Source organism: Nonomuraea sp. NPDC003560, assembly GCF_042878785.1.
GTDB lineage: Bacteria > Actinomycetota > Actinomycetes > Streptosporangiales > Streptosporangiaceae > Nonomuraea.
Genome location: NZ_JBIAOF010000012.1, coordinates 143,245 through 161,221 on the forward strand (window position 1 = coordinate 143,245; position 17,977 = coordinate 161,221).

The following is a 17,977-nucleotide window of genomic DNA, read 5'->3' on the forward strand; positions in this document are numbered from 1 at the left end:
CGGTAGCGGCCCCACAGGACGACGGAAGTGGTGGCCGCGGCGGCCCGACAGGGCGGAGGCGGTTCACGAGGCACCGGCGGGCCGACGTGACTGGAGCCGCCCTGCATGGCGGCGGTCCGAGGGAGCGGCGCTGCCGGGTCGCCGGGCGGCCGCGGCGAGCGGGCCGTGGCGTCTGGGTGAGGGGCGTTGTGGGAGGTGGTCGGGGACGGCCGGCTGAGGGCCGTCCCCACGGAGCCTCTGAAGGCGTTGTGCGAGGGGCTGGGCGGCCATAAGGGGCAATCCGGTGGCCAAGGCCGTTCGGGGCCGCCCAGTGTCTCTCAGCGGCGGGTTCGGCCCGCCGGGGCTGTGGGCCCGAGGTTGGCCTGGCCGCCGAGCCCGTCGCCGAGCCCTCCGCCGAGCCCTCCGCCGCCGAACCCGTTGCCCGGCCGCTGCCAGTCGCCCGGCCCGCGCCCGTCCCCGCCGCCGTCGCCGCGGTCGTTGTGGTCGCCGAAGAAGTTGTCGAACGGATCGCCGTCCCCGGGCCCCTCGTCGCCGTCGTGCTTCTTCTTCTTGGGCTTCGGCGCGCACTTGTCGGAGCAGCCGCCGAACCGCGAGTGGTCCACCGGCGTGAACTCCACCGGCTCCACCCCCTTGAGCGCCTGCATCATCGCCTGCTTCCAGATGGGTCCGGAGATCGAGGCGCCGTACACGTACGGGAAGTACTGGCCCCCGATCGTGACCCCGATCAGCTTGTGGGTGGAGGCGCCGCGCGGGTCGCCGAGGCTCACGGCCGAGGACAGGTTCGGGGTGTAACCGGCGAACCAGGCGGACATGTAGTCGTCGGTCGTCCCGGTCTTGCCGGCCGCGTCACGACCGATGCCGCCCACGCCGCTCATCGTGCCCTTGGTGAACACGCCCGACAGGATGCCGCTGACCGCGTCGGCGACCTCCTCCTCCATGACCTGCGAGCACTTCGGCTTGTACTGCTTGGCGGCGCCGTTCCTGTCCTTGATCTCGGTGATGGCCAGCGGCTTGCAGTACTGGCCGCGCGAGGCGAACACGGCGTAGGAGTTGGCGATCGTCACGGGGTCGACCTCGTTGACGCCCAGCGTGAACGTCTCGACCTCGCGCAGCTTGCCGCCGTCGGCCCGCTTGACGCCGAGGCGCTTGGCGAGCTTGACGACCTTGCAGAGCCCGACCTCCTGCTCCAGCTTGAGGAAGAACGTGTTCACCGAGCCCCACGTGCCGGTCTGCAGGGTCTTGAAACCGCCGCCGCCCTCGCTGGAGTTGTGCGCGGTGTGCGAGGGGTCGCCGACGTTGTCGCCCTTGCAGTCCTTGAACGAGTTGTAGCCGCTCGCGGTGAACCCGGCCGGCGAGGGGAAGCCGTCGCCGTACTTCAGGCCCTCCTCCAGGGCGGTGGCCAGCGTGTACGCCTTGGCCGTCGAACCCTGCTGCAACCCGCGCCCGCCGCCGTGCGCGGCGTCGGCGACGACGTTGTAGCTCATCTCGTTCTTCTTCTTGCTGCCGCCGAACTTGCGCGAGGCCGCCATCGCCTTGATCTCGCCGGTGCCGGGCACGACCATGGCCTGCGCGGCCACGGGCTTGTCCTTGGGGCTGACGTACTTCTTGATGGCCTTCTCGGCGGCCTTCTGCATCTTGGGGTCGAGCGTGGTCTTGATCGTCATGCCGCCGCGCTGGAGCAGCTTCCTGCGCTCGTCCTGGTTCTTGCCGAAGTCGTCGTTGTTGAGGATCTCGTACTGGACGTAGAGGCAGAAGTACGGGAACTTGCTGGCCTCGCAGCCGCCGGGGAACTTGACGTCCTTGTAGCCGAGCTTCTCGGCCTTGGCCGCGTCGGCCTCCGCCCGCGTGATCTTGTGAATCTCAGCCATCCGGTCGAGCACGGTGTTGCGGCGCATCAGCAGCCGTTCGCGTGACTCGGGGCCGACGTTGGGGTCGGTGCGGGCCGGGTTCTGGACGGCACCGGCCAGCGTGGCGGCCTCCGACAGGTCGAGCTCGGAGGCGGGCTTGTCGAAGAAGCGCCTGGCCGCGGCCTGGATGCCGTGCGCGCCCGCGCCGAAGTAGGCGATGTTGAGGTACTTCTCCAGGATCTGCTGCTTGCTGTACTTGCGCTCGATCGCCATGGCGTACCGCAGCTCCTGGAGCTTGCGGGACATCGTCGGGGCGATGGCCGCCTGCTGCTCCTCCGGCGTCTCGGCCTTGTTGACCAGCACCTGCTTGACGTACTGCTGGGTGATCGAGGAGCCGCCCTGCATGACGCCGCCGCCGGTGAGGTTCTTCACCAGGGCGCGGGCGGTGCCCTCGACGTCGATCGGGCCGTGCTCGAAGAAGCGGAAGTCCTCGATCGCGATCAGCGCGGTCTGCATGATGGGCGCGACCTTGTCGAGGGTCACGGACTGCCGGTTCTCGTAGTAGAACTGGGCGATCTGCTTGCCGTTGGCGTCGACCAGCTTCGTGCGTTCCGGCAGCGGGGGTTCGTCGAGTTCCCTGGGCTTGAGTTCGAGTCCGTCCATGGCGGTCTTGGCCGACACGCCCGCCCCGCCGACCGCCGGCAGCGCCACCGCCGCCGCCAGCACACCCGCCGCCGTCCCGGCGATGATCAGACGCAGGACGCTGAGGAGCGGGTGGGAGCGGTCTTTGCCCTTCGCTTGCACGCTCCCAAGGGTACGTCGAAACACTGTCCTTATCGGTAACACGACACCATTTCGCCTTGACTGGGAGGGGTGACTAGTCATTCCCGGTCAACAGTCCGGCGAGAAATTGGTCCTCTGGGGTCTGTCGGCCCGAACGTGAAGTTGCGTACGTTCATCCTCTGCGGCAACTGAATACGGAGGCTCGGCGCCCGCGCCCGTCGGCCCCAAATGACGACTGACCACCTAAGGGGAGTGGGGTCGAAAAATGTGGATCACGGATTGGACCTCCCGTGCCGCCTGTAAGGGTGCGGACCCGGACGCGCTGTTCGTCCAGGGCGCCGCACAGAACAGGGCGAAGCTGATCTGTCGAGGATGCCCGGTCCGTACCGAATGCCTCGCCGATGCGCTGGACAACCGCATCGAGTTCGGGGTGTGGGGCGGTATGACCGAACGCGAACGCCGTGCGCTGCTCAGGCGCCGGCCCGACGTGGACTCGTGGCGCGACCTGCTCGAGTCCGCGAAGGAAGAGTACGAACGGACCAATGAGCTGATCGCGGGCTGATCTGGCCCGCGGCGGGAGAGCACGGCCGGCGCCGCCCGTCGGCCGTGCTTTCTCTACGCGCTCGCCAACAGGTTCCCGATCTGCCGCAGTCCGGCTAGATCGTGGACATCTCCGGACATCGCACGTACCTGTGCCACGGGCACCGTGGGATGAGCCGAGACGAAATGCTCCTGCTCGCGGCTCTCGCGAGTGGCGAGTTGCATCCGGCCGGTGTGCAGCCGCAGCACAGCGGCCGTCAACTCGTGTTCGCCCCTCGACTCCAGGTCCTCGGCCGCGGCGGCGCTGCGTGCCGCCGAGAGCGCCGAGCCGGGCGACACGTGCACCCGGTTCACGACGAGCCCGGCGAGGGGCATGCGCTCCTCGGCGAGCCGTTCCACGAAGTACGACGCCTCCCTCATCGCGTCGCGCTCCGGCGCGGCCACCACGAGGAAGGCCGTGCCCGGCGCCTGCAACAGCTGGTACGTCATCTCGGCCCGCTGCCTGAACCCGCCGAACACGGCGTCCAGGGCGGACACGAACGTCTGCAGGTCCTTGATCACCTGTGCGCCGAGCAGCTTGGTCATCGCTCCGGCCATCAACCCGAACCCGGCGTTGAGCAGCCGGAACGCGCTGCGCCCGCCTGCCTTGGCGGGGGCGGTGAGCAGCCGGATGAACCGCCCGTCGAGGAAGCGGCCGAGCCGCTCCGGCGCGTCCAGGAAGTCCAGCGCCGACCGCGAGGGCGGCGTGTCCACGATGATCAGGTCCCACTCGTCGGAGCGGCGGAGCTGGCCGAGCTTCTCCATCGCCATGTACTCCTGCGTGCCCGAGAAGCTGGAGGACAGCGACTGGTAGAAGGGGTTCGACAGGATCTGGCGGGCCCGCTCGGGATCGGCGTGCGCCTCGATGATCTCGTCGAACGTGCGCTTCATGTCGAGCATCATGGCGAAGAGCTGGCCGCCGCCCTCGGGCGAGCTGACCAGGCGCGGGGTGTTGTCCAGCTCGGTCAGGCCCATCGACTGGGCCAGGCGGCGCGCCGGGTCGACGGTCAGCACCACCGCGCACCGGCCGCGTTCGGCGGCGCGCAGGCCGAGGGCCGCGGCGGTCGTGGTCTTGCCGACGCCGCCGGAGCCGCAGCAGACGATGATCCGGGTGCCCTTGTCGTCGAGGATCGCGTCGACGTCGAGGGGGATGGGCTTCTTCACACTGCTCCCCGGTGGGTGCGGAGGACTTCGGCCAGCTCGTACAGGCCGGCCAGGTCGACGCCGTCGGCCAGCAGCGGCAGCTCGACGCGCGGCAGGCCGGCCTCGGCCAGCGACTCGCGCTCGGCGTGTTCCAACTCGGTGCGGCGGGCGTGCTCGACGACCTCCTCGGCGAGCGCCTCGGCCATCGCGGCGGCGTCGGAGGTGTCGGCGAGACCGGCCGCCTTCAGGCCGAGCGCCAGCTCGCCCACGTCGAATCGGCCCTTGACAGCCATGTCAAGAGCGGCCGGTGGAAGCAGTGATTCACGGACCATGTTGATGAAAACGCAACCTGCGGGAAGCCCGGCCGAGCGCAATTCGGCGACCCCGTCGAGGGTCTCCTGCACCGGCATCTCCTCCAGGAGGGTGACGAAGTGCACCATCGTCTCCCTGGACTTCACGACGCCGTTCACGAGTTCCGAGTGGTTCTTGATCGGTCCGACCTTGGCCAGGCCGGCGACCTCCTGGGTGACGTTCAGGAAGCGCGTGATGCGGCCGGTGGGCGGCGCGTCGAGGACGACGGCGTCATAGACCCGGCGCCCGTTCTTGCCCCGCCTGCGCACGGCCTCGGTCGTCTTGCCGGTGACCAGGACGTCGCGGAACCCGGGGGCCACGGTGGTGGCGAAGTCGACGATGCCCATCTTGGTCAGCGCGCGTCCGGCCCTGCGCATGCCGTAGAACATCTCCATGTATTCGAGCATGGCCTCTTCGGGATCGATGGCCAGCGCGTACACGTCGCCGCCGGAGGGCGCGACGGCGATCTTGCGCTCCTCGTAGGGCAGCGGCGGCAGGTCGAAGATCTGGGCGATGCCCTGCCTGCCCTCCACCTCGACGAGCAGCACCTTGCGCCCGCCCGCGGCCAGTGCGAGGGCGAGGGCGGCGGCGACGGTCGTCTTGCCGGTGCCGCCCTTGCCGGTGACGACGTGCAGCCGCACGTCGCCCCAATCCGTGTCCGGAGAGTCCACGTTTCGAGGCTACCGAACGGTTACTTGTCGAAACCCGACGGCCACCGTTTGATTGCTCACATTGTGGTCACCGCCCCCCGTATGGGTGGGGTGACAGGCCGGGAAGCGGCTTTCCATGAGATCGTCATGCCATGAAGAAATGGGAGTACCTCACCGCTCCGGTGCTGATCCACAACACGAAGATGATCCTCGACAACTTCGGGTCCGACGGCTGGGAGCTCGTCCAGATCGTCCAGGGCGCCTCGCCCGAGCAGCTCGTCGCCTACTTCAAGCGGGAGAAGGCGTGAGCCCCGAGGAGCGGATCGCCGAGCTCGGGTACGAGCTCCCCCAGCCGGTGACGCCGCTGGCCGCGTACGTGCCGACCGTCCGTACCGGTGACCTCGTCTACACCTCCGGCCAGGTGCCCATGCTGGAGGGCAAGCTGCACCAGACCGGCAAGCTCGGCGTCGATCTCGGCGTCGACGAGGGCAAGGCGCAGGCGCGCATCTGCGTGCTCAACGCGCTGGCCGCGCTGAAGGCCGAGCTGGGCGAGCTGTCCCGGGTGCGGCGGATCGTCAAGGTCGTGGTCTTCGTGGCCAGCGCGCCGAGCTTCACCGAGCAGCCCCAGGTGGCCAACGGCGCCAGCGACTTCCTGGCCGAGGTGTTCGGCGAGGCGGGCAAGCACGCCCGCAGCGCCGTGGGCGTGGCCGCGCTGCCGCTGGACGCCCCTGTGGAAGTGGAGCTGATCGCGGAGGTCTCCTGACCATCAGGATGTGTCACCATGACCGAGTGATGTTCTAGTAGGAGGTCAGGTGGCCGGTCTTCCCCTTCCCGACGAGCTCGCCGCGCGAGCCAGAGAGATCATCGCCGGGCGGCTCGCCCCCGTCCCGGCGCGCGACGCCGCCACGGTGGTGATCCTGCGCGGCTCGGGCCCGCGCGGCGGGCCCGAGGTCTACCTGCTCCGGCGGAAGTCCACGATGGCCTTCGCGGCGGGCGCCTACGTCTTCCCCGGCGGCTCCGTCGATCCCCGCGACACCGACCAGGCGGTGGCCTGGGCCGGGCCGTCCCCCAAGGAGTGGGGCGAGGTCTTCCACGCCAGTGAGAACGTCGCGCGCGGGCTGGTGTGCGCGGCCGTGCGGGAGACGTTCGAGGAGTCCGGGGTGCTGCTGGCGGGGCCGGGGCCGGACAGCGTGGTCGAGGACACCACGGGCGACGACTGGGAGGCCGACCGGCTGGCGCTGATCGACCGCAGTCTGGCCTTCGCCGACTTCCTGGCCAAGCGGGGCCTGGTGCTGCGGTCCGACCTGCTCAAGCCGTGGGCCCACTGGATCACGCCGGAGATCGAGCAGCGCAGGTTCGACACCCGGTTCTTCGTGGCGGTGCTGCCCGAGGGCCAGCGCACGCGCGACGTGGGGGGCGAGGCCGACCACGTGGTGTGGCGGCGGCCGGCCGAGGCGATCGAGCTGTGGCGCGCGGGTGAGATCTTCCTGATGCCGCCCACCTCCCACACGCTCACCGAGCTGGCCGGGCACGACAGCGTGGCGTCCGTGCTGGCCGAGGAGCGGCGGATCACCGCGATCCTGCCGGCGGCCGTGGAGGTCGAGGGGGAGATGAGGTTGATGACGCCGTGAGCGGCCTGCACATCCCGCTCGGCACGCCCGACGGCTCCCGTACCGAGCACGCCGAGAACCTGCTGGCGCCCAACCCGTCCGCCATGACGCTTGACGGCACCAACACCTGGGTCATCGGCACCCGCGACGCGGTCGTGGTCGATCCCGGGCCCGACGACGAGGCGCACCTGCTGCGCGTACGCGACCATCTGGGCGAGCGGCGGGTCACCCAGATCCTGCTCACGCACGGCCACGCCGACCACAGCGGCGGCGCGAAACGGTTCGCCGAGCTGGTCGACGCCCCCGTACGCGCCCTCGACCCGCGCCACCGGCTCGGCGACGAAGGGCTCGGCGACGGCGACGTGATCACGGTCGACGGCCTGGAGCTGCACGTCTACGCCACGCCCGGCCACTCGTTCGACTCGCTGTGCTTCTGGCTGCCCCAGGACCGGGCCATGCTGACCGGCGACACCGTCCTCGGCCGGGGCACCACGATCATCGCCCAGGACGGCGGCCTCGGCGACTACCTGCGCAGCCTCGACCGGCTGCGGGCGGCGGCCGAGGGCCTGGGGGCGCGGGCGCTGCTGCCCGGCCACGGGCCGGTGCTGCCCGACCCGATCGCGGCCCTCGACGGCTACATCGCCCACCGGCGGCAGCGGCTCGACCAGATCAGGGCGGCGCAGGCGCAGGGCGCGCGCACGCCGCGGGAGGTCGTCGAGATCGTGTACGCCGACGTCGACAGGTCGCTCTGGCCCGCCGCGGAGGTCTCCGTGCGGGCCCAGCTCGACTACCTGGAACGGTTGTAGAGCCGGTCCATGTCGAGGATGACCACGGCCTTGGCCTCGATGCGCAGCCAGCCGCGCTGGGCGAAGTCGGCCAGGGCCTTGTTCACCGTCTCGCGCGAGGCCCCGACGAGCTGGGCCAGCTCCTCCTGGGTGAGGTCGTGGTGCACGCGCATGCCGTCGTCGGTCTTGGCGCCGAACCGCTCGGCCAGGTCGAGGAGCTGCTTGGCGACCCGGCCGGGCACGTCGGTGAAGACCAGGTCGGCCAGCACGTCGTTGGTGCGGCGCAGCCGCTGGGCCAGCGCGCGCAGCAGGTGCAGCGCCACCTCGGGGCGGCCGGTCAGCCACGGGCGCAGGTCGTCGTGGCCCAGCCCGGCCAGGCGCACGTCGGTCAGCGCCGTCGCCGTGGCGGTGCGCGGACGCGGGTCGAACAGCGACAGCTCGCCGAACATCTCGCTCGGGCCGAGCACGCTCAGCAGGTTCTCGCGGCCGTCGGGCGAGGTGCGGGAAAGCTTGATCTTGCCTTCGAGCACGACGTAGAGCCGGTCGCCGGTCTCGTTCTCGTGGAAGAGGGTCTGTCCCTTGGACAGCTGGACCTCGGTGATGCTCGTCCGCAGCGCCGCGGCGCTCTCGCGGTCGAGCGCGGCGAACAGGGGGGCCTTGCCCAGCACATCTTCGGTGTTCACTCTGCCTCCTCTGCTGCCATTGTGACTCACCCCACTCCGGGCGGCACACACAGGCTATGGGAATGCCCGGGTTAGCCCGGGATTGCCCTGTTGTGTTGCGCACTGAAGTGTATGAACAAATCGGGTGACCTGCTTACTTCCGCAGGAGGTCGTCCACGGAGGCGACCGCCGTCGCCATCGTGTGGCCCAGCAGGACGCGTACGACATGGGCCGCCGAAGGGCGGCCGGCCGGCTCCGGACGGCGGCACCGCTCGACGATCCCGCGCAGCGGTTGCGGCAGCGCGTCGGACCCGCTCGCGAACCTCACCAGCTCGGCCCAGTCCCGCACGTCGGCGGCCTGGCCGCCGCGGCCCGGCGAGCCCTGCACGCCCACCAACACCTGGCCGCGCGTGCCGAGCGCGACGTTGTCCGGAGTGAGCCGCAGGCCGGTCACGCCATGGGCGTGCATCCTGGCCATGGCCGCCGCGCTGCCCAGCGCCAGCCGGTGCAGCGCCGCGCCGCGCAACGGTCCGCCCGCGCGGACGAACTCGGTCAGTGACTCGCCCTTGTGCCGATCGCCCATGGTCGCCGCCCTCCAAGCCGCCAGGTTGTACGCGAACGCGGCGTAGAAGGTTCAACCGTTCCCATAGTCTTGCGGCATGGCCACGAACGCGGCGGGGCGCAAGCCGGAGACCCAGCTCGCCCTGGTACGGCGGGCACGCAAGATGAACCGCATCCTCGCCGAGACCTACCCCGACGCCCACTGTGAGCTCGACTTCCGCAACCCGCTGGAGCTCCTGGTCGCCACCATCCTGTCGGCCCAGTGCACCGACAAGCGGGTGAACATGGTGACCCCCACCCTGTTCGCCAAATACCCCACCGTCGAGGACTACGCCGCCGCCGACCGCGCCGAGATGGAAGACATCATCCGCTCGACCGGCTTCTTCCGCGCGAAGACCAACAGCATCATCGGCATGGCCCAGGCCGTGTGCGAGCGTTACCGCGGCGAGGTGCCCGGCCGGCTCAAAGACCTGGTCACCCTGCCCGGCGTGGGCCGCAAGACCGCGAACGTGGTGCTCGGCAACGCGTTCGGCGTGCCGGGGCTGACCGTCGACACGCACTTCCAGCGGCTCGTGCGCCGCTTCGGCTGGACCGAGGAGACCGACCCCGTCAAGATCGAGCACATCGTGGCCGAGCTGCTGCCCCGCCGCGAGTGGACGATCTTCTCCCACCGGGTGATCTGGCACGGCCGCCGCATCTGCCACGCCCGCCGCCCGGCCTGCGGCGTGTGCCCGCTGGCGAATCTGTGCCCCTCCTTCGGCACCGGGCCCACCGGCGAGGCGGAGGCCGAGAAGCTGGTCAGGCCCGGTCCCTTCTCCTGATCCCCGGGCCGTGGGAAGTGATCGAGGCCGTGCCGTGTTGGAGGTTGGCGTGACAGAAGTGCCCGACTGGCTCGAACGGCTGGCGGCGCAGGCCGCGCGCATCACGGTCCCCCGATACCTGCGTCCCCCGGCCGACGGCGGGCGCCTGGCCGCGGTGCTGATGTTGTTCGGCGAGGGCCCGCTCGGCCCCGACGTGCTGCTCATCCAGCGCAGCTCGCGCGGGCGCAGGCACGCGGGCCAGCCCGCCTTCCCCGGCGGCGGCGTCGATCCCGGCGACGGCGGCCCGGTCGGCGCGGCCCTGCGTGAGGCGGAGGAGGAGACCGGCGTCGATCCGCGCGGCGTCCGCGTCCTCGGCACGATGCCCGAGCTCTACCTCGACCACAGCGACAACCGGGTCACCCCGGTGTTCGGCTGGTGGCACACGCCGTCCGCCGTGCACGCGGCCTCACCCGACGAGGTGGAGTCCGTGGAGCGGGTGCCGATCGCCGAGCTGGTCGATCCGGGCAACCGGGTCATGTTGCGGCATCCCAGCGGGCTCGCCGGCCCGGCCTTCCACGTGCGGGGCATGCTGGTGTGGGGGTTCACCGCGATGGTGCTCGACGTCGTGCTGCGCGAGGGCGGCCTCGAACGTCCCTGGGACCAGGCGCGGCTGGAGGACCTGCCGCCCGAGGTCGTCCGCCTCGGCCTGCGCGAGCGGACCACTCCGGCGCCCTGACGCAGGACGCCGGGGTCATTCCGGGGCTCTGAGCGAGACGCCCAGGGAGGCCCAGTCGGCCACGTCGGCGTCGTCGTCGGCGGCCAGGGTGCGCAGCATCCTCAGGCCGGCCCGGTCGGGCGGATCGCCGAGCACGTGCTGCAGCGCGTACGCCGCCCCGTACCGCACCCTCGCGTCGCCGTGACAGGCCAGGTCGATCACCGAAGGCAGCGAGCGGGGGTCGGCCAGGTGGCCGAAGGCGATCAGCACCGAGTACAGGACCATGGCGTCGTCCTCGCTGGCGGCCAGGTAGCGCAGCACCGGCAGCGTACGGTCCACGAACGGCCGCAGCATGCCCATGATGTCCACCCCGAGCAGGCGCTCGGCCACGTTGTCCGCAGCGCACAGGCGGCGTGCCTCGATGAACGACTCCAGGTCGGCCCGCTGGCGCAGCTGGCAGATCACGTGCCAGCGCAGCGGGCCGTCCGGATCGGTGTCGCTGAGAGCTGCCTGGATGAGATCGCGCACTGTTCCCTCGGCCGGCGGCATACCGCTCAAGATAGCCAGGCGGGTGACGCCGTCCTGGCGGAAGACGTGCACACTTGACCGTATCGCTGGTTACCTTTGAAGCGTGCGCGGTGATCTGCTTGACCTCATATTGATCGGCCTCGTGATCGCCTTCGGCGTATCCGGCTACCGACAGGGCTTCATCATCGGTGCGATGAGCTTCGTGGGGTTCGTGGGCGGCGCCGTGCTCGGCATCTTCATCGCTCCGCCGGTCGCCAAGGCCGTCGTCGACGGCGACACCCCGCAGGCGCTGCTCGCGATCGTGATCGTCTTCCTGGCCGCCACGATCGGCCAGTTCGCCTCCTCCACGGTCGGCGCGGTCGTGCGCAGCCACGTGACGTGGGAGCCGGCCAAGATGGCCGACGCGGTGGGCGGCACGTTCGCCAGCGCGCTGTCCGTGCTGGTGATCGCCTGGCTGATCGGGTCGCTGATCGTCTCCACGACGTTCACCCCGCTGGTCGACCAGGTCAAGAACTCCGCGCTGCTGACCACCGTCGACGACGCGATCCCGCAGGCCGCGCGCAACTGGCAGCAGCCGTTCAAGAAGTTCGTCGACCGGTCGGAGTTCCCGCCCGTCTTCGACGCGATCGGCGCCGACACGCTGATCGACGTGCCGCCGCCCGCGCAGAGCATCCTCCAGGGCGCCAAGCTGGGCCGGGCCCAGCGGGCCATCGTCAAGGTCCAGGGCAACGCCGAGAGCTGCAACAAGCACATCGAGGGCACCGGCTTCGTCTACGCCGACGGCCGGATCATGACCAACGCCCACGTCGTCGCGGGCGTCACCCGCGACCTTGAGGTCATCGACTACAAGAACGTGCGCCACCCGGCCAAGGTCGTGCGCTACAACCCCCAGCGCGACATCGCGATCCTCTACGTGCCCGGCCTCGACCTGCCGCAGCTCAGCTTCGAGGCCGACGGCAAGCGCGGCGCCAACGCGATCATCGCCGGCTTCCCCAGGGGCAAGGGCTTCACCGCCGAGCCGGCCCGCATCGGCGGCCGCCTCGACGCCGAGGGCCCCGACATCTACCACGGCAGCAACGTCCGGCGGAAGGTCTACGCGATCCGCGGCAAGGTGCTGCCGGGCAACTCCGGCGGCCCGCTGCTCACCGTCGACGGCCGCGTCTACGGCGTGATCTTCGCCGCCGCGGTCAGCGAGAAGGACACCGGTTACGTGCTGACCGCCGAGGAGGTCGCGCCCGATGCCGGCCAGGGCAGGAACGACACCACCGCGGCCAGCACCCAGGAGTGCGACTAGCCGGGCAGCTCGCCCAGGACCAGGGCGATCGCCTCGACGGGGTCGCTGTCCTGGGTCAGGCCGGTGACCGCCCTGCCGACGGCGTCGTAGTCGCCGCCGTACGCCTGCGCCCTGGCCGCGCCGCGGCTGAACAGGGTGACCGCGCCGCGGCCGTTGCCGCGCTGGAGGTGCGTCAGGCCGACGCAGATCTGCGCGAGCCCCTGCCACAGCTCGCGCTCCTCCTCGGGCGCGCACTTCCAGCGGCCCTCGAAGACCTCGTGCGCGTTGAACGGCAGCCCCTCGGCCAGGAAGCGCCGTGCGTCGGCGAGCGCCTGGTCGGCGGTGGGGGCGTAGTCGTCGGGGACCCGGTCGACGCCGGGCGAGCCGTAGGGGAGCGGCCTGCCGTACGCGTCGCGTGGCCTGGCGTTGCGCGGCTTGCCCTGGGGGTCGCGGTCTCTCATCGCTCGCGGGGCTTCCTATCGGTCGGGCTCGGGGTCGGCCAGCCAGCCGAGCAGCTCGGTGTCGAACACGTCGGGGATCTCTTCGTGGGGGAAATGGCCCGCGCCCTCGAACAGCCGCCAGCGGTAGGGGGCGGCGACGTACCGGCTGGAGCCCTGGGCGGTGCGGGGCAGCACGCACGGGTCGAGCGCGCCGTGCAGGTGCAGCGTCGGCGCCTCGATCTCGGTACGCATGACCCTGGCGTAGCGGCGGCCGTCGGGCCGGAGCTGGGAACGGCCGAACCAGCGGTGGTACTCCAGCGCCGAGTGGGCCACGGCGGGGATCCGGAACGCCTCCCGGTAGGTGCGCGCGGTCTCGGCGTCGGGCCAGCCGGGCGCCGACCAGCCCGCCAGGATCCGGCCGACCAGGGCGGCGTCGTGCCGGGTGAGCCGGCGTTCGGGCAGCAGCGGGAGCTGGTAGCCGAGCGCGTGCCGGCCGGCCCTGACCTGGGCGAAGTCGGTCACCAGCGCGTTGCGCAGCCGCAGCGGGTGCGGCGCCGAGACCACGACCAGCCGGCGCACGCACTTGGGGTCGAGCACGGCCATCGTCCAGGCCAGCAGGCCGCCCCAGTCGTGCCCGACGACGACCGCGCCGGTCTCGCCCAGCGCGCGGATCAGCCCGGTGGCGTCGGCGGCCAGGGTGGGCAGGTCGTAGCCGCGCGGCGGCTTGTCGCTGCCGCCGTAGCCGCGCAGGTCGGCGGCGACCGCCCGGAAACCGGCCCGGGCGAGGGAGGTGAGCTGGTTGCGCCAGGTCCACCAGAACTGCGGGAACCCGTGCAGCAGCAGGACCAGCGGCCCCTCACCGGCCTCCACGACGTGGAAGCGGGTGCCGCCGGCGTGCACGGCCCGGTGTGTCCACGGGCCGTCGATCTGGACGACCGACTCGTCAGGTGCCATCACGACTCACCGGCTGGCCCTCGGGGCTGGGCACGGGAAGCGGCTGCTCCTCCGGCGTCGCGATCTCCTTGAGGCCCTTGATCGACCTGGCGGTGCGCTTCATCCCGGCCAGACCCTTCAGCCTGCGCACGCCGACCAGCACCAGCAGGCCCGCGGCCACCAGGTAGAAGACGGTCACGATGAGGAAGGCCAGCCAGTTGGGCAGCCACTGGGCCAGCACGTACGCGATGGTGAACGAGGCCAGGATCAGGCACAGGTGCGCCATGAACGCGGCGGCGGCGAACAGGCCCGCGGCCATGCCCACCCGCTTGGCGTCGAACTTGAACTCGGCCTTGGCCAGCTCGATCTCGGAGCGGACGAGGTCGGAGATATGGCTGCTGGCCTGGGCGACCAGCGAGCCCAGGGATTCTTCCTCGGGAGTCTGCGGCATGAACGTCTCCTATCGAGGCCTGGTGGCCGTGTCAAACATCCCGTACGGACGGCTGGGCGCCACCGAACACGCCGAGGACGCTGCTACTCACAGAACTACCCGATCGCCCACGATAACGCCGTCCGGTGGAGACAGCTGAGGCGCATGCCCGGTTCGGGCATGCGCCTCAGCTGACTTGCGGCCTGATCAGTCCTCGGACTTGGCCGCGGGCAGCTTCTCGGAGATGAGGTTCATCACCGTGCTGTCGGCCAGCGTGGTGACGTCGCCGATGCTGCGGTTCTCGGCCACGTCGCGCAGGAGGCGGCGCATGATCTTGCCGGAGCGGGTCTTCGGCAGCTCGGGCACGACCAGGATCTGCCGCGGCTTGGCGATCGGGCCCAGCGTCCTGGCCACGTGGTCACGCAGCTCGGCGGCGATGTCGTCGCTCTCCTCGGCGCTGCCGCGCAGGATCACGAACGACACGATGGCCTGGCCGGTCACCGGGTCGGTGGCGCCGACCACGGCCGCCTCGGCGACCTTGGGGTGGCTGACCAGCGCGCTCTCCACCTCGGTGGTGGAGATGTTGTGGCCGGAGACGAGCATGACGTCGTCGACGCGGCCGAGCAGCCACAGGTCGCCGTCCTCGTCCTTCTTCGCGCCGTCGCCGGGGAAGTACATGCCCTCGAAGCGCGACCAGTACGTGTCGATGTAGCGCTGGTCGTCGCCCCAGATCGTGCGCAGCATGGAGGGCCACGGCTCGCGCACCACCAGGAAGCCGCCGCCGCCGTTGGGCACGCTGTTGCCCTGGTCGTCGACCACGTCGGCGTTGATGCCCGGCAGCGGGCGCATCGCCGCGCCCGGCTTGGCCGAGGTGACGCCCGGCAGCGGGCTGATCATGATCGCGCCGGTCTCCGTCTGCCACCAGGTGTCCACGACCGGGCAGCGGTCGTGGCCGATGTTCTCCCGGTACCAGACGTAGGCCTCGGGGTTGATCGGCTCGCCGACCGAGCCCAGGACGCGCAGGCTGGACATGTCGAACTTGGCGGGGATGTCGTCGCCCCACTTCATGAACGTCCGGATCGCCGTGGGGGCGGTGTAGAGGATCGTGACCTTGTACTTCTGCACGATCTCCCAGAACCGGCCGCGGTGCGGGGTGTCCGGGGTGCCCTCGTAGATGACGCTGGTCGCGCCGTTGGCGAGGGGGCCGTAGACGATGTAGGAGTGGCCGGTGACCCAGCCGATGTCGGCCGTGCACCAGTAGATGTCGGTCTCGGGCTTGAGGTCGAAGACCGCGTGGTGCGTATAGGCCGTCTGGGTGAGGTAGCCGCCGGTCGTGTGCAGGATGCCCTTGGGCTTACCGGTGGTGCCGCTGGTGTAGAGGATGTACAGCGGGTCCTCGGCGTCGTGGGGCTCGGCGGTGTGCTGGTCGCTCTGGCGCTCGACCAGGTCGTGCCACCACACGTCCTTCTCGCCCACCGCGACGTCCTGGCCGGTACGCCGTACGACGAGCACGTTCTCCACCTGCGGGCACTCGGCGACGGCCTCGTCCACGGTGGGCTTGAGTGCGCTCGGCTTGCCGCGGCGGTAGCCGCCGTCGGCCGTGATCACGAGCTTGGCGTCGGCGTCGTCGATGCGGCTCTTGAGCGCGCCGGCGGAGAAGCCGCCGAACACCACCGAGTGGATCGCGCCGATGCGGGCGCAGGCCAGCATCGCGATCGGCAGCTCGGGGATCATCGGCATGTAGATGGCCACCCGGTCGCCCTTGCCCACGCCGAGCTCCTGCAGGGCGTTGGCGGCCTTGCTGACCTCGGTCTTGAGGTCGTTGTAGGTGAGCGTGCGGCTGTCGCCCTCGGGCTCGCCCTCCCAGTGGTAGGCGACCTTGTCGCCGCGTCCCTCCTCGACGTGCCGGTCGACGCAGTTGTAGGCGACGTTGAGCTCGCCGCCGACGAACCACTTGGCGAACGGCGCGTTCCACTCCAGCGTCGTGTCCCACCGCCTGGCCCAGGTCAGCCGCTCGGCCGCGCGCTCCCAGAAGGCGAGACGGTCGGCGTCGGCCTCGGCGTAGGCGGCGGCGGTCACGTTCGCGGCCGCGGCCAGCTCAGCCGGTGGTGCGAACCGGCGATTCTCCTGCAGCAGGTTGGACAGCGCCTGGGTCTCGTTGCCAGGGGTCTCCGGGGCCACTTCGTGCTCCTTCTATGGCCAGGTGGGATAGGTCGGGTCCCACTTCACCAGCTCACGGCCTCCCCACACAAGAGGTCTAGACAGGTCTGTACCGATTCGCGTGGGTGGCCGCATGATTATCAGCTCGCATGACAAACGCAATTGAACTGTTGTCATCCTGAAATCAGGAGAATATGCGGTTCGGCGTGGCGGGAAAAAGCGGGGGTCGCCGTAGCGCCTAATCCGGCGGCGGTCCGGTCCATGGCGGGGGCTGCGTGGCGCCTCATATGGCGGTGGTCGTGGTCCGTGGCGGGGCACGGCGTGGTGCCTTTTGCGGCGGGGGGTGTGGTCCCTGGCGGGGCATGGTGTACCCGCCGGTAAGGTCGGTTTTCGTGAGTGACCCATTGGCCGTCATCGCGCGGTTCCCAGGCGTGTCCGAGGCGGTTGACGAGGCGCGGCAGGCCGTCGACCGGCTCTATCGGCATCGCGTCCTGCGCCGGGCGAGCCCGGCGGTGTCCACCGAGTCGTCCCTGCGCGGCGCGCGGGCCTCGGCCGCGATCGAGGGCGCCGACGTGCCGCTGGACGCGCTGCGCCGCGACGAGGTGCACGACCCGCTGGTCCAGGGGGCGCTGAGGGCGTCCGCGGAGATGGGCCGGCTCGGCGCCACCTGGCGGAAGGCACCGAGGCAGGTGCTGGCCCGCCTGCACACCGTCGCCGCCGCGGGGCTCGCCGACCAGCCCGCATTGGGGCGTCCCCGCACGGACGACTCCGCCCCCGACCCGCTCGGGCTCGGCCCCGCGCCGGGGGCCGCGGAGACCGCGACGCGGATGGAGGCCCTGCTCCGGCTGCTGGAGGGCGCGGGCAAGGCGCCCGCGATCGTGCTGGCCGCCGTGGTGCACGCCGAGCTGGCGGTGCTGCGTCCGTTCGGTACGTGCGACGGCGTCGTGGCGCGCTCCGCGGAGCGGCTGACCCTGGTCGAGTACGGGCTCGACCCGAAATCGCTGGTCGTGGTGGAGATCGGGCACCTGGAGCTGCCGTACGCGGAGGCACTGCGGGCGTACCTGACCGGGACTCCGGAGGGCGTCGGCCAGTGGGTACAACACTGTGCCTCGGCGGTAAGCCTGGGGGTGCGGGAGACGACCGCGATCTGCGAAGCGATGCAGCGGGGCTGACGGACGGGCTGGTCACATAGCTGACGGCGTCTCGTCCGAGACGCCGTCCGCCCGTGCATCACACCGGGTTACCAAGCGTGCACCTCAATCCGTCGGAGCGGGTCAAGCCCGCCACGACGCGCCTCCCGCGGCTGGTCGCACGTGGGTGCCCGGCTGATGCACCCGGACAAGTGGTCCGTAACACCTTTCTACGTCGGACTCCCCCTGATGGGAACCCCTTGGAGCAAGACCTTTACCGAGCCGTGGAGCGGCCGGGAGGGTCCCGTTGCGGCGCCCGCGAACGCCAACCCGTTATCTACCTGTGACGATTACGGACAGTGATCGCCTTTACGTGATTGTTATGGGGTGGCGAAAAAACTTGGCGAAAATGCCAGATTACTGCTCGACGAAACTCGAGTGGATCGGGCAGCATACGGTGGTATCGCCCGAAACTGGAGCGGCTGTGTGAGGGATTGCTTTGCAAGTCTCTTGCCATGCTCCGGTGAAGTGATGAAAGCTTTCTTCTGAAACGGGACCGGCTCTACCCCCCCGGAGCCGGACCGATCAGGCGACCCC

Annotated in this window: 19 protein-coding genes; 9 read left to right on the forward strand and 10 right to left on the reverse strand. The window is 70.6% G+C overall.

Annotated elements, in window-relative coordinates; genetic code table 11:
- Positions 1 to 317 precede the first annotated feature (317 nt).
- On the reverse strand, positions 318 to 2,651 hold the full coding sequence (locus tag ACFYUV_RS38320) for a transglycosylase domain-containing protein (RefSeq protein WP_387677861.1): 2,334 nt from the start codon (positions 2,649 to 2,651) through the stop codon (positions 318 to 320).
- A 244-nt stretch (positions 2,652 to 2,895) separates the two neighbouring features.
- Here ACFYUV_RS38320 and ACFYUV_RS38325 point away from each other — a divergent pair, with 244 nt between their 5' ends.
- A complete protein-coding gene (locus ACFYUV_RS38325) occupies positions 2,896 to 3,192 on the forward strand; it encodes a WhiB family transcriptional regulator (RefSeq protein WP_090771382.1) in 297 nt (98 codons plus the stop codon).
- A 53-nt stretch (positions 3,193 to 3,245) separates the two neighbouring features.
- Here the strand turns inward: ACFYUV_RS38325 and ACFYUV_RS38330 are convergent, their stop codons facing one another.
- Entirely contained in the window at positions 3,246 to 4,373 is a 1,128-nt protein-coding gene (locus ACFYUV_RS38330) for an ArsA family ATPase (protein ID WP_364327527.1), read from the reverse strand.
- A complete protein-coding gene (locus tag ACFYUV_RS38335) occupies positions 4,370 to 5,374 on the reverse strand; it encodes an ArsA-related P-loop ATPase (RefSeq protein WP_387677864.1) in 1,005 nt (334 codons plus the stop codon). Before ACFYUV_RS38335 ends, ACFYUV_RS38330 begins: the two co-directional genes overlap by 4 nt.
- A 131-nt stretch (positions 5,375 to 5,505) precedes the next feature.
- Between ACFYUV_RS38335 and ACFYUV_RS38340 the strand changes: the two genes are divergently transcribed.
- Genes ACFYUV_RS38340 through ACFYUV_RS38355 form a run of 4 tightly spaced genes read left to right on the forward strand, consistent with a single transcriptional unit; the run spans position 5,506 to position 7,769 of the window.
- Positions 5,506 to 5,661, forward strand: coding sequence for a hypothetical protein (locus ACFYUV_RS38340; protein WP_352321370.1), 156 nt, complete (start codon positions 5,506 to 5,508; stop codon positions 5,659 to 5,661).
- Positions 5,658 to 6,116 (forward strand): RidA family protein, encoded by a 459-nt coding sequence (locus ACFYUV_RS38345; RefSeq protein ID WP_358290489.1) that lies wholly within the window; start codon positions 5,658 to 5,660, stop codon positions 6,114 to 6,116. Before ACFYUV_RS38340 ends, ACFYUV_RS38345 begins: the two co-directional genes overlap by 4 nt.
- Positions 6,117 to 6,165: 49 nt before the next feature.
- Positions 6,166 to 6,984: an NUDIX hydrolase gene (locus ACFYUV_RS38350; protein WP_358290486.1), complete on the forward strand. Its 819-nt coding sequence runs from the start codon at positions 6,166 to 6,168 to the stop codon at positions 6,982 to 6,984.
- The gene (locus ACFYUV_RS38355) at positions 6,981 to 7,769 is read left to right on the forward strand and encodes an MBL fold metallo-hydrolase (protein WP_387677867.1); all 789 of its coding nucleotides are present in this window, start codon (positions 6,981 to 6,983) and stop codon (positions 7,767 to 7,769) included. Before ACFYUV_RS38350 ends, ACFYUV_RS38355 begins: the two co-directional genes overlap by 4 nt.
- Here the strand turns inward: ACFYUV_RS38355 and ACFYUV_RS38360 are convergent.
- Positions 7,751 to 8,431: a Crp/Fnr family transcriptional regulator gene (locus ACFYUV_RS38360; RefSeq protein WP_352321378.1), complete on the reverse strand. Its 681-nt coding sequence runs from the start codon at positions 8,429 to 8,431 to the stop codon at positions 7,751 to 7,753. The two genes, ACFYUV_RS38355 and ACFYUV_RS38360, sit on opposite strands and share 19 nt — an antisense overlap.
- Positions 8,432 to 8,564: 133 nt before the next feature.
- Positions 8,565 to 8,993, reverse strand: a complete 429-nt coding sequence (locus ACFYUV_RS38365; protein ID WP_387677870.1) for a hypothetical protein — start codon at positions 8,991 to 8,993, stop codon at positions 8,565 to 8,567.
- A 76-nt stretch (positions 8,994 to 9,069) separates the two neighbouring features.
- Here ACFYUV_RS38365 and nth point away from each other — a divergent pair, with 76 nt between their 5' ends.
- Positions 9,070 to 9,792, forward strand: coding sequence for an endonuclease III (gene nth, locus ACFYUV_RS38370; protein ID WP_352321382.1), 723 nt, complete (start codon positions 9,070 to 9,072; stop codon positions 9,790 to 9,792).
- Positions 9,793 to 9,841: 49 nt separating this feature from the next.
- Complete coding sequence (locus tag ACFYUV_RS38375) at positions 9,842 to 10,507, forward strand: NUDIX hydrolase (RefSeq protein WP_387677873.1); 666 nt, start codon at positions 9,842 to 9,844, stop codon at positions 10,505 to 10,507.
- A 15-nt stretch (positions 10,508 to 10,522) separates the two neighbouring features.
- Here the strand turns inward: ACFYUV_RS38375 and ACFYUV_RS38380 are convergent, their stop codons facing one another.
- A complete protein-coding gene (locus ACFYUV_RS38380; protein WP_387677876.1) occupies positions 10,523 to 11,014 on the reverse strand; it encodes a HEAT repeat domain-containing protein in 492 nt (163 codons plus the stop codon).
- 103 nt (positions 11,015 to 11,117) lie between these two features.
- On the opposite strand from ACFYUV_RS38380, the gene ACFYUV_RS38385 reads away from it, so the two are divergent.
- Positions 11,118 to 12,308, forward strand: coding sequence for a MarP family serine protease (locus tag ACFYUV_RS38385; RefSeq protein WP_364327501.1), 1,191 nt, complete (start codon positions 11,118 to 11,120; stop codon positions 12,306 to 12,308).
- Here ACFYUV_RS38385 and ACFYUV_RS38390 read toward each other — a convergent pair.
- The 4 genes from ACFYUV_RS38390 to acs form a co-directional block, all read right to left on the reverse strand.
- Positions 12,305 to 12,748 (reverse strand): DUF309 domain-containing protein, encoded by a 444-nt coding sequence (locus ACFYUV_RS38390; protein WP_358290468.1) that lies wholly within the window; start codon positions 12,746 to 12,748, stop codon positions 12,305 to 12,307. The genes ACFYUV_RS38385 and ACFYUV_RS38390 overlap by 4 nt on opposite strands.
- Before the next feature lie 15 nt (positions 12,749 to 12,763).
- Positions 12,764 to 13,681, reverse strand: a complete 918-nt coding sequence (locus tag ACFYUV_RS38395; protein ID WP_387677880.1) for an alpha/beta fold hydrolase — start codon at positions 13,679 to 13,681, stop codon at positions 12,764 to 12,766.
- Positions 13,671 to 14,111 carry a phage holin family protein gene (locus tag ACFYUV_RS38400; RefSeq protein ID WP_352321392.1) on the reverse strand — a complete coding sequence of 147 codons (441 nt, stop codon included), beginning with the start codon at positions 14,109 to 14,111 and terminating at the stop codon, positions 13,671 to 13,673. Before ACFYUV_RS38400 ends, ACFYUV_RS38395 begins: the two co-directional genes overlap by 11 nt.
- 186 nt (positions 14,112 to 14,297) lie before the next feature.
- Positions 14,298 to 16,271, reverse strand: a complete 1,974-nt coding sequence (gene acs / locus ACFYUV_RS38405) for an acetate--CoA ligase (RefSeq protein ID WP_387677883.1) — start codon at positions 16,269 to 16,271, stop codon at positions 14,298 to 14,300.
- Between the two features lie 371 nt (positions 16,272 to 16,642).
- On the opposite strand from acs, the gene ACFYUV_RS38410 reads away from it, so the two are divergent.
- Positions 16,643 to 17,422, forward strand: a complete 780-nt coding sequence (locus ACFYUV_RS38410) for an oxidoreductase (protein WP_358290459.1) — start codon at positions 16,643 to 16,645, stop codon at positions 17,420 to 17,422.
- Positions 17,423 to 17,977: the final 555 nt, after the last annotated feature.